Source organism: Brevibacillus parabrevis (genome assembly GCF_003710905.1).
Lineage (GTDB): Bacteria > Bacillota > Bacilli > Brevibacillales > Brevibacillaceae > Brevibacillus > Brevibacillus parabrevis.
The window spans coordinates 144,334-157,593 of the sequence record NZ_RHHV01000003.1; the positions used below are offsets into that span (position 1 = coordinate 144,334).

12 protein-coding genes and 1 riboswitch are annotated in these 13,260 nt (G+C 53.1%); of the genes, 8 read left to right on the forward strand and 4 right to left on the reverse strand.

The genetic code is table 11. The features are described 5' to 3' along the window. The first annotated feature begins 80 nt into the window (after positions 1-80). Positions 81-1,514 carry an NAD(P)/FAD-dependent oxidoreductase gene (locus tag EDM60_RS02250; protein ID WP_122962503.1) on the forward strand — a complete coding sequence of 478 codons (1,434 nt, stop codon included), beginning with the start codon at positions 81-83 and terminating at the stop codon, positions 1,512-1,514. A gap of 53 nt (positions 1,515-1,567) precedes the next feature. On the opposite strand, the gene EDM60_RS02255 is transcribed toward EDM60_RS02250, so the two are convergent. Together EDM60_RS02255 and EDM60_RS02260 are read right to left on the reverse strand one after the other, a co-directional pair. Beyond that, positions 1,568-1,984 (reverse strand): MarR family winged helix-turn-helix transcriptional regulator, encoded by a 417-nt coding sequence (locus EDM60_RS02255; RefSeq protein ID WP_063228891.1) that lies wholly within the window; start codon positions 1,982-1,984, stop codon positions 1,568-1,570. A gap of 218 nt (positions 1,985-2,202) precedes the next feature. Continuing rightward, positions 2,203-2,826, reverse strand: coding sequence for a DUF3298 and DUF4163 domain-containing protein (locus tag EDM60_RS02260; protein WP_122962504.1), 624 nt, complete (start codon positions 2,824-2,826; stop codon positions 2,203-2,205). Positions 2,827-2,988: 162 nt separating this feature from the next. Between EDM60_RS02260 and EDM60_RS02265 the strand changes: the two genes are divergently transcribed. The 7 genes from EDM60_RS02265 (at position 2,989) to EDM60_RS02295 (ending at position 10,915) form a co-directional block, all read left to right on the forward strand. Continuing rightward, positions 2,989-4,464 (forward strand): methyl-accepting chemotaxis protein, encoded by a 1,476-nt coding sequence (locus EDM60_RS02265; protein WP_122962505.1) that lies wholly within the window; start codon positions 2,989-2,991, stop codon positions 4,462-4,464. An 87-nt stretch (positions 4,465-4,551) separates the two neighbouring features. Next, positions 4,552-4,673, forward strand: a riboswitch (SAM riboswitch). Between the two features lie 205 nt (positions 4,674-4,878). Further along, the gene (locus EDM60_RS02270; RefSeq protein ID WP_122962506.1) at positions 4,879-5,922 is read left to right on the forward strand and encodes a BMP family lipoprotein; all 1,044 of its coding nucleotides are present in this window, start codon (positions 4,879-4,881) and stop codon (positions 5,920-5,922) included. Between the two features lie 94 nt (positions 5,923-6,016). Further along, positions 6,017-7,546 (forward strand): ABC transporter ATP-binding protein, encoded by a 1,530-nt coding sequence (locus EDM60_RS02275; protein ID WP_122962507.1) that lies wholly within the window; start codon positions 6,017-6,019, stop codon positions 7,544-7,546. Continuing rightward, positions 7,521-8,591: an ABC transporter permease gene (locus EDM60_RS02280; protein WP_122962508.1), complete on the forward strand. Its 1,071-nt coding sequence runs from the start codon at positions 7,521-7,523 to the stop codon at positions 8,589-8,591. The genes EDM60_RS02275 and EDM60_RS02280 overlap by 26 nt, the downstream gene beginning before the upstream one ends. Further along, positions 8,578-9,492: an ABC transporter permease gene (locus EDM60_RS02285; protein ID WP_122962509.1), complete on the forward strand. Its 915-nt coding sequence runs from the start codon at positions 8,578-8,580 to the stop codon at positions 9,490-9,492. The genes EDM60_RS02280 and EDM60_RS02285 overlap by 14 nt, the downstream gene beginning before the upstream one ends. Positions 9,493-9,528: 36 nt before the next feature. After that, entirely contained in the window at positions 9,529-10,191 is a 663-nt protein-coding gene (locus tag EDM60_RS02290; protein WP_122962510.1) for a sulfite oxidase-like oxidoreductase, read from the forward strand. A gap of 1 nt (position 10,192) precedes the next feature. Then, entirely contained in the window at positions 10,193-10,915 is a 723-nt protein-coding gene (locus EDM60_RS02295) for a nucleoside phosphorylase (RefSeq protein WP_122962511.1), read from the forward strand. A 74-nt stretch (positions 10,916-10,989) separates the two neighbouring features. Here the strand turns inward: EDM60_RS02295 and EDM60_RS02300 are convergent, their stop codons facing one another. Continuing rightward, positions 10,990-11,316 (reverse strand): ArsR/SmtB family transcription factor, encoded by a 327-nt coding sequence (locus EDM60_RS02300; RefSeq protein ID WP_122962512.1) that lies wholly within the window; start codon positions 11,314-11,316, stop codon positions 10,990-10,992. Between the two features lie 24 nt (positions 11,317-11,340). Beyond that, positions 11,341-13,098, reverse strand: a complete 1,758-nt coding sequence (locus EDM60_RS02305; RefSeq protein WP_122962513.1) for a SulP family inorganic anion transporter — start codon at positions 13,096-13,098, stop codon at positions 11,341-11,343. Positions 13,099-13,260: the final 162 nt, after the last annotated feature.

Sequence of the window (13,260 nt, forward strand, 5' to 3'; positions counted from 1 at the left end):
ACTCAGGGGAGACTGCGCAAGAGTGACTCATGCTTGATAAAAACCAAGTATTCAAACGTGTTTACAGGGAGGAATTGCAGATGAAAAAATACGATGCCATTGTAGTAGGAGCAGGACCAGCCGGAATTTTTACATGCTATGAACTGACGCGAAAAGCGCCGAATGCGAAGGTGCTGCTCATAGATAAAGGCCACGATATTTACAGCAGACGCTGCCCGATTTTGGAAGAGAAAATCAAGCTCTGCCCGCCTCCTGCCGGGAAAAAGGATTACGCAGGCTGTCTTCCGGCCTGTTCGATCACCAGCGGGTTTGGTGGAGCAGGCGCTTACAGTGACGGCAAATTCAACATTACGACGGAGTTCGGCGGATGGATGACGGATTACCTCAATCCTTCGACTGTGCTCGGCTTGATCAAATACGTAGACGAAATCAATCTGGAGCACGGCGCGACCGAGACGATTACCGATCCGACGACAGAGACGATCAAAAGCATTGAACAGCGCGGATACGCGGCAGGGCTGAAGCTGTTGCGCGCCCAGGTTCGCCATTTGGGCACAGAGCAAAACCTGGAGATTTTGCAGTCGATTTTTGAATACTTGAAGGAACGGATCGACATGATGTTCAAGACAGAGGTCGAGGATATTTTGACGGTCAAGGAAGACGGAGGTCATCGGGTCAAAGGGGTTGTCCTGAAAAACGGGGAAGAATACGAAAGCGATTTTGTCGTGATCGGCCCTGGACGGGACGGTTCCGCCTGGCTGACCAGCATTTTGAAAAAACGCCGCCTGAAAATGTACAACAATCAGGTGGACGTCGGGGTGCGCGTAGAGACATCAGATGTCGTGATGCCCGAGATCAACGAGCATCTGTACGAGGGCAAGTTCATTTTCAACACGTCTGTCGGCACACGGGTTCGCACGTTTTGCAGCAATCCGTCCGGGCACGTGGTCGTGGAAAACCACAGCGGGGTGATGGCGGCAAATGGTCACTCCTACAAGGACCCGGCTCTCGGCTCGCCGAATACGAACTTCGCGCTGCTCGTATCCCACACGTTTACAGAGCCTTTTGACAAGCCGAATGAATACGCGCGGGAAATATGCAAACGGGCAAACGATTTGTCCAACGGCGGCGTCATCGTGCAAAAGTACGGCGATATTTTGCGGGCGCGCCGCTCGACTGAAGCGCGGATCAGGGAAGGCTTCCTGGAGCCGACCTTGAAGGAAGCGGTACCGGGCGACCTGGGACTGGTCTTGCCGTACAACACGATGAAAAGCTTGATCGAAATGGTAGAGGCGCTCGACAAGGTTACGCCGGGAATCGCCTCGGAGCACACGCTGTTTTACGGGGTGGAGGCTAAATTTTACTCGGCTCGTCCGAAGCTTACAGAGGAGTTTGAAACAGAGATCAAAGGATTGTTCTGCGGTGGCGATGGCGCGGGAATCACACGCGGCTTGGCGCAGGCGGGAGCGGCAGGCGTCTGGATGGCGCGCAGCATGGTCAAACGGATGAGCTAATAAAAGAAGAAGGGCTTCTACCTGAACAGCGATGTGTTTAGGTAGAGGCCCTTTTATGCAATCGTATTCAAGTTTTCCGTCATCTTTTTCAGCACCCGATTAAAGACAGCCAACTCGCTCTCATCCAAATCGCGCAGGGCGACGTCTTCCAGGTCGCGGGCAGCTTGCAGCCACTCGGGGAAGCGCTCGATAGCGGCTGGCGAGAGCGAGACGTACCGTTCGCGCTTGTCGTCACCCTCGGAGCGGATGATCCAGCCCATTTCCTCCAGCCGGGTCAATGTCCGGGTAATGGTAGGGGCCTCCACGTTCAAGTAATTGCTCAACTGCACCTGTGTCAGCGAGCTGCGATAGTGCAGGCAGAGAATGATGCTCCATTGCGAGCTATATAATCCCATGGGCGACATGATTCCATTCAAGGTTTTACTGAAAACTCTGGCAGTTTGGCCGATCTTGTGACCGTAGTGTTGCATGAATATCAGACCTCCAGAAAAAACTGGTTCGATACGATGCGCTTGATTGCTTAAGTAAATATGTACAAATAAAATAGTAGCAGGTAATGACATATAAGTAAATGTTTATTCGAATGTAAAAAAGGCATTTTTCCGAACAAAAAACAAAGCTGATGACAGTCGTTCCCCGTCGCTCAGCTTTGTGCACACACGATTTTGCGTTCAGTTGTTCACTACTTTTAACTGGCGGACAAAATGCCGAGCGGGCCAGATTCGTCTATAATCGACTGCAAGTCGTAGACGGAGATCGGGAACATCGGAAACCCGACGTAATAAGGCGTGATTTCATACAATTGGAAATAAATAACAAGTGATTTGTCTGCGAGATAGAAGTCCTGATCTGGCTTGATTGTGGTAAAATTACCTAAAGTAGGAATATCGCGCTCTTTGATTTGTCGCTTGATATTTTCCGACAGGACCGTGACGTAGTCGCTGCCCGGCTTGAACAGATCGCGCAAGGTGTAGAGCTTGCCTGTCTGGGTATTGGCTGTTACAGACCCGAGAAAAGTCATTCCGTGAGCCATTTGCGGGGTGTACGCGTAGTTGCTGAGTGTCACGCTGAAAATGCCGCGTTCATTCGTCTTGATTTCAAAGCTGCCTTGCATCTGTGTATTTCCCGGCACCTGCACTCGTTGCTGCTCGTGGATCAAGCCTTGCACCGTTTGCAAAATGGCCCGGTTGATGTCTTTTTCCGCCTGCTGGTTGGCCAGCCCTGCCAGCTGCGGGTAGTAAATCGTGGTGTTCGGACGGTTGATGGTCCGCGTCAGCACAGTGGCTGGCAACAGATTGAGTTGTTCTTCCACAGTTCCAGTTCCTTTCCAAATAGCTTAAAATAAGGGGAGATGATAGTAGCCTATTCTCCAATCGTTTTGGCTGTTCTCACTTTTTTCACAAATTAGTCAATCTGCACGCGATATAATGGTTAAAGAATCCGATACATAAGTAACAGGAAAAGGGGGGCACTTATGATTCAATTGGTTCGTAACACCTTGACGGACAAAGAAGGCTTTATGATTTTTATCCTATGGAACCACCTGTGGATGGCGGGACTGATTGCTTATCAGGTCGATGCAAACTTCTGGAAAGTGACGTCCCTCGGATTGCTGGTCACCCTCATTGTGTCACCGTTTTACTTCATCAAAAGGGACAGTCATGTCATTCGTTACTTGGTAGCGATTGGACTCATGTTTTACGCGATCTCATTCGATCACTTTACTACCTATCCAGAGGTAACTTTTCTCGCATTCATTGTCATGGGATTTTTGGCAGCCTACCTCGACTGGAAGCTGGTAGTGTCGGCGGGAATCGCGCAGATTGTTGTGACTCTGGTCGGCTTTTATACAGGCTCCTACGAAATTTTTAGCGGCGACTTCACGGAACTGAATCTGGTGCTGCGGATTGTAGCGATCCTCATGATGATGGGGGCTGTAACGTACCTCTGTCTGGCTGGACAAGCTTCTCTCAGCAAGGCGAATATCGCCCGACAGGAAGCAGAGGAAAAAGAACGCCGTCTGGGAGAAATGCTCGTACATATTCAACAGATGACGGGGCAGATTGACCGCACGACAGAGCATGTGCACGAGCATGCCGAAGGAACGAAACGCAATACGGACGAGATGATGATTGCGTTTCGCGAAGTTGCGACTGGCATGGAATCGCAGGCCAATTCGACTGTGAAGATCGAAGAAGAGGTGCAGTCGATCGACCAGGAGATCGTGGCGGTAACGACGCAGACGAATGCGATGAAGAGCGAGTCCGATCAAAACAACCAGCGCCTGAAAGACAGCGTGGGCATGATGAACGAGCTTTCGCAGCAAATGGAACAGATCGTGTCTGCGGTCAATGTGGCTGCTGCGACGATTCACCAGCTCAATCGCCAGGCGAACCGGGTAGAAGAAATCGTGGGAGCGATCAACCAGATTGCCACGCAAACGAATCTTTTGGCGCTCAACGCCGCCATCGAGTCAGCGCGGGCTGGCGAGCATGGACGCGGTTTCGCTGTAGTAGCTGACGAAGTGCGCAAGCTGGCTGAGCAAAGCGCGACCGCTACCCAGGAGATTACGGAAATTCTCAAATCGCTCCATCAGGAGAGCGAGAACGCTGTGCAGCAAATCAGCAACGGAGAGGCGTCTGTAGCCAAAGGACAGGAGCTGGCTGTAAAAACGGTGGCTTCGATCGAGGCAGTCCGCTCCGGCATGGTGGCATTCCTGCAAGCGGCCGAGCATGTCGGTTCCAGCATGAACCGGGTCAAAATGCGTTCAGGCGAAGTGGCGATGGAGATGTCGACGATTACGGCCGTCACCGAACAATCGGTTGCCAACCTGGAAGAGCTTTTTGCCACCGCAGAAAATCAGCATCAAAAGGTGCGGGAAATTACCGAAGAGCTGGGTGAGCTTAGCAACCTGTCGCATCGGCTCCAGCAAACCTTTCAAACGAAATAAACAAACTGGCGGAAACAATCTGAAAAAACAATTGCTTTTTCAGAGCGTTCTGCTAGAATAAGTTCATTGTAACTCAATAGATGATCTACCTTATCGAGAGCGGCGGAGGGACTGGCCCTATGAAGCCCGGCAACCACTGGACATGCGAGACATGTACAGAAAGGTGCCAATTCCTGCAAAACCTGTACCGGGGTTTTGACAGATGAGGAAGAGGACGGCTTCGGACGCAAACTCTTCCTTCGGGAAGAGTTTTTTTTCGTTAGAAGGGGAGGATGGATAGAGGAGGAATAACGAACGATAAAATAATTTTAATTTGAAATATTCGTGTTTGGTATTGATCTTTTTGTCGAAAAACCGTACATTATGGTTAGGATAGAGAAAACGGAGAACGTTCAGATAGGGGAGAAAGACACCATGAAGAAGTTGTTGTTGGCATTGACTACTTTTGCTGTTTTGGCTGCGGGTTGTTCAGCAGGCGGGAATGCACCTGCCGGGAACGCATCGACTGATAAGCCGAAAGAGCAAGCCGCAGGACAAGAAGGTGCAGCGAAGAAACGCGTTGCCTTGATTTTGCCGGAAAAAATCGGCGTGAACCCATTCTTCCAGCAAATGGACGAGGGCGCGAAAAAAGCAGGACAAGAATTTGGCGCGGAAGTAAAAAGCATCGAGTCGACTGACCATGGTGCGATCGAAGAGAACTTGCGCGTAGCCGTAGCGGAAAACTACGACCTGATCATCACTTCTTCTTTTGAAGCAGAAGACGCACTGAAAAAAGTAGCCGCAGAAAACCCTGATCGCAACTTCGCGATTATTGATACAGTAGTGGACTTGCCAAATGTGCGCAGCGTTACTTTCCGCGAGCAGGAAGCAGCTTACCTGATGGGGGCGGCGGCAGGTCTTGCCACGAAAACAAACAAAGTCGGCATGGTTGTCGCAATGGACATTCCGCTTCTGAAAAAATGGACAGGCGGATTCCAGGAAGGCTTGAAATCGACCAATCCGAATGCAGAATTTCTGGTAAACTACGTGGGCAGCTTCACTGACCCGGCAAAAGCGAAAGAGCTGGCTCTGCTGCAAGCATCCAAAGGCGCTGACTTCATCAACGGAGCAGCTGCGGTAGGCGATCTCGGCGTATTCGAAGCCGCGAAGGAAAAAGGCTTCTTTACAGCAGGACAAGACGTTGACCGCACGACGATTGACCCTGAGCACATCGTATTGTCCCAACTGAAAGGGACAGACGCAGCAGCGTATGAAACTGTGAAATCGTTTGTGGAAGGTTCTTTCAAACCAGGTGTCGTCAACTACGGATTGAAAGAAAAAGGCGTAGGCGTAACGTATGTGACTCACGAAAGCAAAACGCCGCTGAACGCTTTCATCGGCCAGGAAGTTGTGGACAAAGTAAAAGCGATCAGTGAAGAGATCATTGCTGGTACCCGCAAAGTGCCGGATTCGTTCTAAAAGCTAGTGCACAGAGCTTGATTGTGACCGACTACGGCTGTGTAGTCGGTCTTCCTTATATGCGAAAAGAAAGCGTAAAGAAGGGGGAGCAAGGATGACCTATCGTTTGGAAATGCGCGCCATGACCAAGAAATACGGAGATTTTATTGCAAACGACAAGGTCTCGTTCTCGCTTGCTGCCGGAGAAGTGCACGCCATCGTCGGTGAGAACGGAGCGGGCAAGACGACGTTGATGAGGATGTTGTACGGCATGGAGCAGCCTACGTCCGGCGATATCGTGCTAAACGGCAAGCCGGTCGCTTTTCGCGGGCCGCAGGACGCCATTGGCAACGGAATCGGGATGGTGCACCAGCACTTCATGCTGTTCGGCGAGTTCAGCGTGGCCGAAAACATCGTGATTGGCTACGAACCGCAGCAGGCCGGGTTTTTCCGCCGCCATGACGCTGTGCAAAAAGTGCGCGAGCTAAGCGAAAAGTTCCGTATTCCGATTGATCCACAGGCAAAAGTGTCCAATTGCTCGGTGGGAGAACAGCAGCGGGTCGAGATTTTGAAAGTGCTGTACCAGGGCGCAGACATCATCGTGCTGGACGAACCGACCGCTGTGTTGACTCCGCTGGAGGTTCGCGACTTGCTGCAAACGATTCGCAATCTGGCGGAGAGCGGGAAAAGCGTGATTTTGATTACGCACAAGCTCCAGGAAGTAATGGAGGTAGCAGATCGCATCACGGTGCTGCGCGGCGGCAAGGTGACGGGTACGGTTGCGCGCGAGCAGACGAATGTGGACGATTTGGCCCGGTTGATGGTCGGCCGCGAGCTGCAAGAGCTGAGTGAGCGCGTCGCTTTGGAGCAGGGACCGCTTTTGCAGGTGGAAAATTTGTCGGTGCGCGAAAAGCAGACGTTGCTCGACCGGGTCAGCTTTACCGTCCATCACGGCGAGATCGTGGGAATTGCCGGAGTTTCTGGCAATGGACAGTCCGAGTTGCTGCAAGCCGTGAGCGGTTTGCGGGCGGCACAGGAGGGAACAGTGCGGCTGGGCGGCAAGGACGTCACCAACAAATCTGTGGCGACAATCCGGGAAGCGGGTCTGGCCCATATTCCCGAGGATCGTTATATGTGGGGAACCGCCAAGCTGGAAAGTGTCGAAGAGAACGCGTTGATGGGCTATCAGCGCAAGCCTGCATTCAATCGGCGCGGCATCGTACTGCGGGAAACTTTTCGCCAGGTTGTGACTGGCTGGGTGGAGCGATTCGCGATCAAGACTGGTTCGCGGCAGCTTCAGGAGCTTGCCGGGAATTTGTCGGGCGGAAATTTGCAGAAGCTGATCGTCGCGCGGGAGCTGGGGCATGAAACCCCGTTTTTGATCGCAGCCGAGCCGACGCGCGGTGTCGATATCGGAGCGATGGAGTACATCCATCAGGCGCTGATCGACAAGCGCAACGCAGGAGACGGAATTTTGCTGGTGTCATCCGAGCTGTCGGAAATTTTGGCGCTGTCGGATCGCATTTTGGTGATGTACAAAGGGCGGATCGCCGGAGAGCTTTCGCGCAAAGAGGCAACCGAGGAAAAAATCAGCGTGTTAATGGCGGGAGGAAGCGTTCATGGCAGCAATCAAAGAGCTGTGTAAATCACTGGTTCAGCCGCTTTTGGCGATTGTCATCGGCCTGTTGATCGGGGCGCTCGTCATCGCATCGGTAGGGGAATCGATCTTGGGCACCTATCAGGAAATGTGGAAGGGAGCATTCGGAAGCTTTTACTTCTTCGTTTCCACGTTGGCGAGAGCAACACCGATCATGCTGATCGCCCTGGGGCTGTCGCTTGCTTTTCGGGCGGGAGTATTCAATCTGGGGGCAGAAGGACAGATGGTGCTTGGCGCTATCAGTGCTACGCTGGTAGCCATTTACTTGCCTGCGCCGGGAATCGTGAAGCTGGTGGCTGCGATTGTGACGGGAATGGCCGTTGGCGGGCTTTGGGGGCTATTGCCGGGCATCATGGAAGCGCGGTTTCGGATTCCGCTGCTGATTTCTTCCTTGCTGTTCAACTACATTGCCGTCTTGTTTGCCAGCTATCTGGTCACGGAGCCGTTTCGGGACAGGACTGGTTCGGCAGCTTTGGCGCAAACGGTCATGCTGGACAAGAGCGTCTGGCTTCCCAAGCTGTTCGCAGGGATGAGCGTGCACGCCGGGTTTTTGTTTGCCATTGTCGGCGCTTTGATCCTGTTCTGGGTCATCCGCTTTACGCCGTTCGGCTATGAAGTGAAAATGCTCGGGCAAAACCCGTTGTTCGCTCAATACGGGGGGATCAACCGCATCCGCGTCATGCTGACAGGCATGTTTGCCAGCGGTGGCCTGGCGGGCCTGGCAGGGACGGTCGAGGTGCTGGGGGCGCACTACCGTTTTGTCGATGGCGCTTTGACTGTACCGAACTTCGCCTGGACGGGCCTGATGGCGACGCTCTTGGCAAACTCCCATCCGGTCGGGATTATTTTTACTTCGATCCTGCTGGCTGCTTTTCAGACTGGAGCGATGGGCGTGGAGCGGAACACAGACGTGCCGTTGGAGCTGGCAAGCGTCATCTCGGCAGTGCTGATCCTGTTTATTTCGGCAAAATTCAGCTACGACTGGTGGAAACAGCGGAAAGCAAAAGGGGGAGAATCGCATGGAGCTGCTTGATTGGTCCCTCGTCAGTTCTACCATTCGCATGGTGACACCGATATTGCTGGCTGCTTTGGGCGGAGCGCTGTGCTCGCGTGTAGGCATTTTTAATGTGGGGCTGGAAGGCATGGTGCTTGCCGGAGCCTTTTCCGCGATTGTTGGCAACCACTTTACCGGGAATTTGTTTCTGGCGATCTTGATTGCGGCGGCGACGAGTGTTTTGTTCGCTCTGTTGTTTGCCTATATGACGATCAAGCTCAAAGCAAACGAGATCGTCGTCGGGGTAGCGATCAATTTCCTCGCGCTCGGTCTGACGACGTTTGCGCTGCGGGCGATTTTTGGCGTCAAAGGGGCTTTTTACGATAAAGATATGGCGGGCTTGCCGAAGTGGGACATCCCTGTGATCAAAGATATTCCGGGTGTCGGCGAGGTATTTTCCGGGCATTCTCCGCTTGTTTATTTCGCGTTTTTGGCTGCGATTGCGCTTTATGTGTTCTTTTACAAGACTGTCACTGGTTTTCGGGTTCTTGCCGTCGGATCGAATCCGGTTGCGGCTCGCAGCCTCGGGTTGAAAGTAACGGGCTTGCAGGTGCTGGCTATCGTCATCTGCGGCGCTTTGTGCGGGCTTGCAGGAGCACAGCTTTCGTTGGGCCAGGTGACGATGTTCTCCGAGGGCATGACCGCCGGACGCGGCTTTATCGCTTTGGTGGCGATGATGATGGGGCAGTCCCATCCAATCGGAATACTGGCGTCGAGCTTTTTGTTTGGCTTGATGGATGCGCTGAGCATTCGTCTGCAAGGCTTCTCGCTGCCAACGCAATTCACTTCCATGCTGCCGTATTTGCTCACGGTTGCCGCGATGTTCTTCCTGAAAGAGCGCATGCAGGCGGCGAGCAACAATCAGCAGAGCACCCGTTAACAAAGAACAGTCAGCGAAGAAAAGGGGGGACGCAACATGAACAAGGCAGATCGGATCAAACGGATGAAAGTGCCCGCAGTCGACCCGGCACTGGCAAAAAGGCTTCCGCCAGGACAAATTTTGACCGAGCGCTTTCCGATTTTGCATGAGGGAGAAGTCCCGGTTTACGACATGAAGGAATGGACATTGCGCGTGTTTGGCGAGGTAGATCGCGAAGTTACACTGAGCTACGAGCAAATCATGGAGATGCCGCAAGTCACCGTGACCAGCGATATTCACTGCGTGACGCGCTGGTCGCGTTTTGACAATGCGTTTACAGGCGTGCGGTTCCGCGACTTTTTGCAGGCAATCGGTGTAGTGCCGCAGGCATCGTACGTCATGCTGCACGGCGATCACGACTATACGGCGAACGTGCCGCTCGCTGACTTGATGCGCCCTGACGTGCTGTTGGCCCACTCCTTCGACGGAGAGCCGCTGACGGACAAGCATGGCTGGCCTTTGCGCCTGACTGTGCCGCACCTGTACTTCTGGAAAAGCGTGAAGTGGCTGCGAGGCATTGAGTTTATTTCGGAAAACACCCCCGGATTTTGGGAGCAAAACGGCTTTCACCTGATCGCAGACCCGTTCCGCGAAGAGCGGTTCTCCGGTGAAGCGCTGCCGATTCCCGAAGACGAATGGGAGAAAAAGGAGTTTGATTGAGATGCTTACGAACCTGAAAGTAGATCCGGAACAGTTGCCGAAGCGCGTCATCGTATGTGGAGATCCAAAACGGGCTGCCTTGATTGCCGCCAAGCTGGACAACCATCGGTCCATCGGAGAAAATCGCGAGTATCACAGCTATGCCGGGACGTGGAAAGGCACGGAGGTTGCCGTAGTCAGCCACGGCGTCGGTTCGCCGGGTGCTGCCGTATGTTTTGAGGAGTTGGCAAAAGGTGGCGTGCAGGTCATCATTCGCGTAGGTACGGCAGGATCGTACCAAAAAGAAATCGAGCCTGGCAGCCTCGTCATCAGCTCGGCTGTCGTGCGTCAGGACGGACTGACCAGCCAGCTCGTTCCTCCGGGTTTCCCGGCAGTCGCCAATCGCCGCGTGGCGGATGCACTGGTGGCAGCAGCAGAAGCAAACGAGGCCGGACTTCCCGTAGCAGAGGGAATTACGCTGACGCTGGATGTGTTCTACAGTGGCGTTCTGGAGTTTCCGCACAAGCTGTACCAAAAAGCTGGGGTACTCGCGGTCGAGATGGAAAATTCCGCCCTGTTCGTCATCGCGGCATTGCGCGGAATGAAGGCCGGAGCGATTTTGGCGATTGACGGCTATGCGGATGCCGATTTGCTTGCTTCGTACAACCCGCATACCGATGCGATGGCAAAAGCGATTGAGGCGGAAGCGTTGATTGCGCTGGATGCTTTGGTGGCTGTTTCCTAATCTAATCACATAAACATGCCCAGGACTGTGAATGGTCCTGGGCTTTTTTTCTGGAGCTTTTCCGGAGTGAAAAGCTATTCTTCGTTGAAGCGATCCAGCATCGAGATCGTATCGATCAGGTGGTTGTTGAAAATTTGCCGGGCGACGCCCAAAAGCTCGATAATCATCGGGTCGCGCAAAGAATAAGTGACTTTGTTGCCGTCTTTTGTTCCGTACACGATATTGTTGTTGCGCAAAATGGCCAGCTGCTGGGAAACGGCCGAGCCTTCACTGCCGATCAGCGTTTGCAGCTCGTTCACGTTTTTGTCTCCCTCCGCCAAAAGCTCCAGAATCCGAATCCGCAGGGGATGGCCCAGCGCTTTGAAGAAGTTCGCTTTAAATTGCTGTAGCTCCAAATTCAATAGCAGGTTCCTCCGATCTTTTCGTCATGTGGACGTAGTGGATGTTTGTTGTTGGGCGCAGCTCTGTTGTATGCGGGTGTCGGACAGGCTCGTGCATTCCCGGAACGCAAAGTGCTTGCAGCCCAGGCATTTGTTCGTATCCAGCCGATGAAGCGCATATTCGATTGCCTCTCCGGTGTGGTCGAAAAAGTGCGTTTCCCCGATGCTTGCATACAGACCCGTGCGCTGCAAAATTTGTTTGGGAGCAGGTTGAATGCCCGAGATCAGCACGGTCGTTCCCTGACTCATGGCTTGCTTTACCGTCCGGGACAAATTGGCTTCGCCTGTCATGTCCAAAAATGGCACTTTGCCCATGCGCAGCAACAAGACCTTGGGGCGGTGCTGCAACGTGTTCGCAAGCGAGCTTTCAAACAAGTCGGCGTCCCCGAAAAACAGCGGCCCTTCAATCGTGTAGATGTTGATTTGCGGGCAATCGTGCTGGGACGACACCATATGCGGCATGACTTTTTCGTGCTTCAAAGAAGGATCGGGCAGCACTTTGGCGACTTGCAGGCTGTCGCGCATCCTTTTGATAAACAGCAGCACAGCAAGCACCAGTCCTACCTCGACAGCGGTAGTCAGATTGGTGAAGACGGTCAAAACAAACGTAATCACAAGCACGAGCGAATCGCTTGTTTTTGCTTTGAGGATGTGGGCAAATTCCTTGCGCTCACTCATGTTCCAGGCGACCAGCATCAAGATGGGAGCCATGCTCGCCAGTGGAATGTGCGAGGCGTAAGGCGCCAGCAGCACGAGGATGAGCAGTACGACCATCCCGTGGATGATGCCGGACATGGGCGAGGCAGCGCCGCTGCGAATATTGGTCGCGGTCCGGGCAATCGCGCCCGTAGCGGGAATCCCGCCGAAAAGCGGCGTCACGATGTTGGCAATGCCTTGCCCGATCAATTCCTTGTTGCTGTTGTGGCGACTGCGGGTCATGCCATCAGCTACGACAGCAGACAGTAAAGACTCTATTGCTCCTAGTATAGCAATGATTAGGGCAGGACTCAGTAATTTTTGGACGCGCTCCAGCGTGATTTCGGGAAAATGGAAGCCAGGCAGTGTGCTCGGAATTTCGCCGAAGGTCGAGCCGATCGTCGCGACCTTTCCTGCGAAAAAGAAAAAGGCAATGACGCTGGAGATGACCAGACCGACGAGCGAGCCAGGCACATTGCGCACAAAACGCGGTGTAATCAATATAATCGCCAGACTGAGGCAGGCGGTTGCCAGGCTGTAGAAGCTGGTTGTATGCAGGTGGACGACGACTTCTTTCATGTTGGACAAAAAATCCTCGTGCCGTTGTATGTCCGATAGACCGAGGAAATTGGCGATCTGCCCGGTAAAAATAATGACGGCAATCCCTGCTGTAAACCCGATCGTGACCGGGCGAGGAATGAATTTGATCAGTCCGCCCAGCCGCAAAACGCCCATCAGGACGAGCATAATCCCCGCCATCAAGCCCGCGAGCAGCAAATCCGCGTAGCCGTACTGCATGACGATGGCGAACAGGATCGGGATAAAGGCGCCAGTCGGCCCGCCAATCTGATAGCGGGAACCGCCGAACAGCGAGATGAGCGTCCCTGCGATGATGGTGGTGTAAATCCCGTACTCCGGCTTGACACCGGAAGCGATGGCGAATGCCATGCCGAGCGGAATAGCGATAATGCCTACGATTAATCCTGACACGCAGTCTTTTCTGAATGCTTGCGTATTGTAGCCCTCAAATCTAGCGGCCCACTTCATGGTAGCAACCCTTCTTTTCGTATATTCGAATATTTGATTATTTGAATATAGATGGATCATACTCCCGTTTCATGATTCTCGTCAATTGCATCCTTACACGATCTTTGCCCTTTTTTAACAATTGCTTCAAGTTGTCTTAACGCTGAAGGAGTACCATTCAAA

Bases quoted from the DNA above. Each gene is read 5' to 3' on its own strand.
- EDM60_RS02250 (WP_122962503.1), top strand. From the start codon at position 81: ATGAAAAAATACGATGCCATTGTAGTAGGAGCAGGACCAGCCGGAATT.
- EDM60_RS02255 (WP_063228891.1), bottom strand. From the start codon at position 1,984: ATGCAACACTACGGTCACAAGATCGGCCAAACTGCCAGAGTTTTCAGT.
- EDM60_RS02265 (WP_122962505.1), top strand. From the start codon at position 2,989: ATGATTCAATTGGTTCGTAACACCTTGACGGACAAAGAAGGCTTTATG.
- EDM60_RS02270 (WP_122962506.1), top strand. From the start codon at position 4,879: ATGAAGAAGTTGTTGTTGGCATTGACTACTTTTGCTGTTTTGGCTGCG.
- EDM60_RS02275 (WP_122962507.1), top strand. From the start codon at position 6,017: ATGACCTATCGTTTGGAAATGCGCGCCATGACCAAGAAATACGGAGAT.
- EDM60_RS02280 (WP_122962508.1), top strand. From the start codon at position 7,521: ATGGCAGCAATCAAAGAGCTGTGTAAATCACTGGTTCAGCCGCTTTTG.
- EDM60_RS02285 (WP_122962509.1), top strand. From the start codon at position 8,578: ATGGAGCTGCTTGATTGGTCCCTCGTCAGTTCTACCATTCGCATGGTG.
- EDM60_RS02290 (WP_122962510.1), top strand. From the start codon at position 9,529: ATGAACAAGGCAGATCGGATCAAACGGATGAAAGTGCCCGCAGTCGAC.
- EDM60_RS02295 (WP_122962511.1), top strand. From the start codon at position 10,193: ATGCTTACGAACCTGAAAGTAGATCCGGAACAGTTGCCGAAGCGCGTC.
- EDM60_RS02305 (WP_122962513.1), bottom strand. From the start codon at position 13,098: ATGAAGTGGGCCGCTAGATTTGAGGGCTACAATACGCAAGCATTCAGA.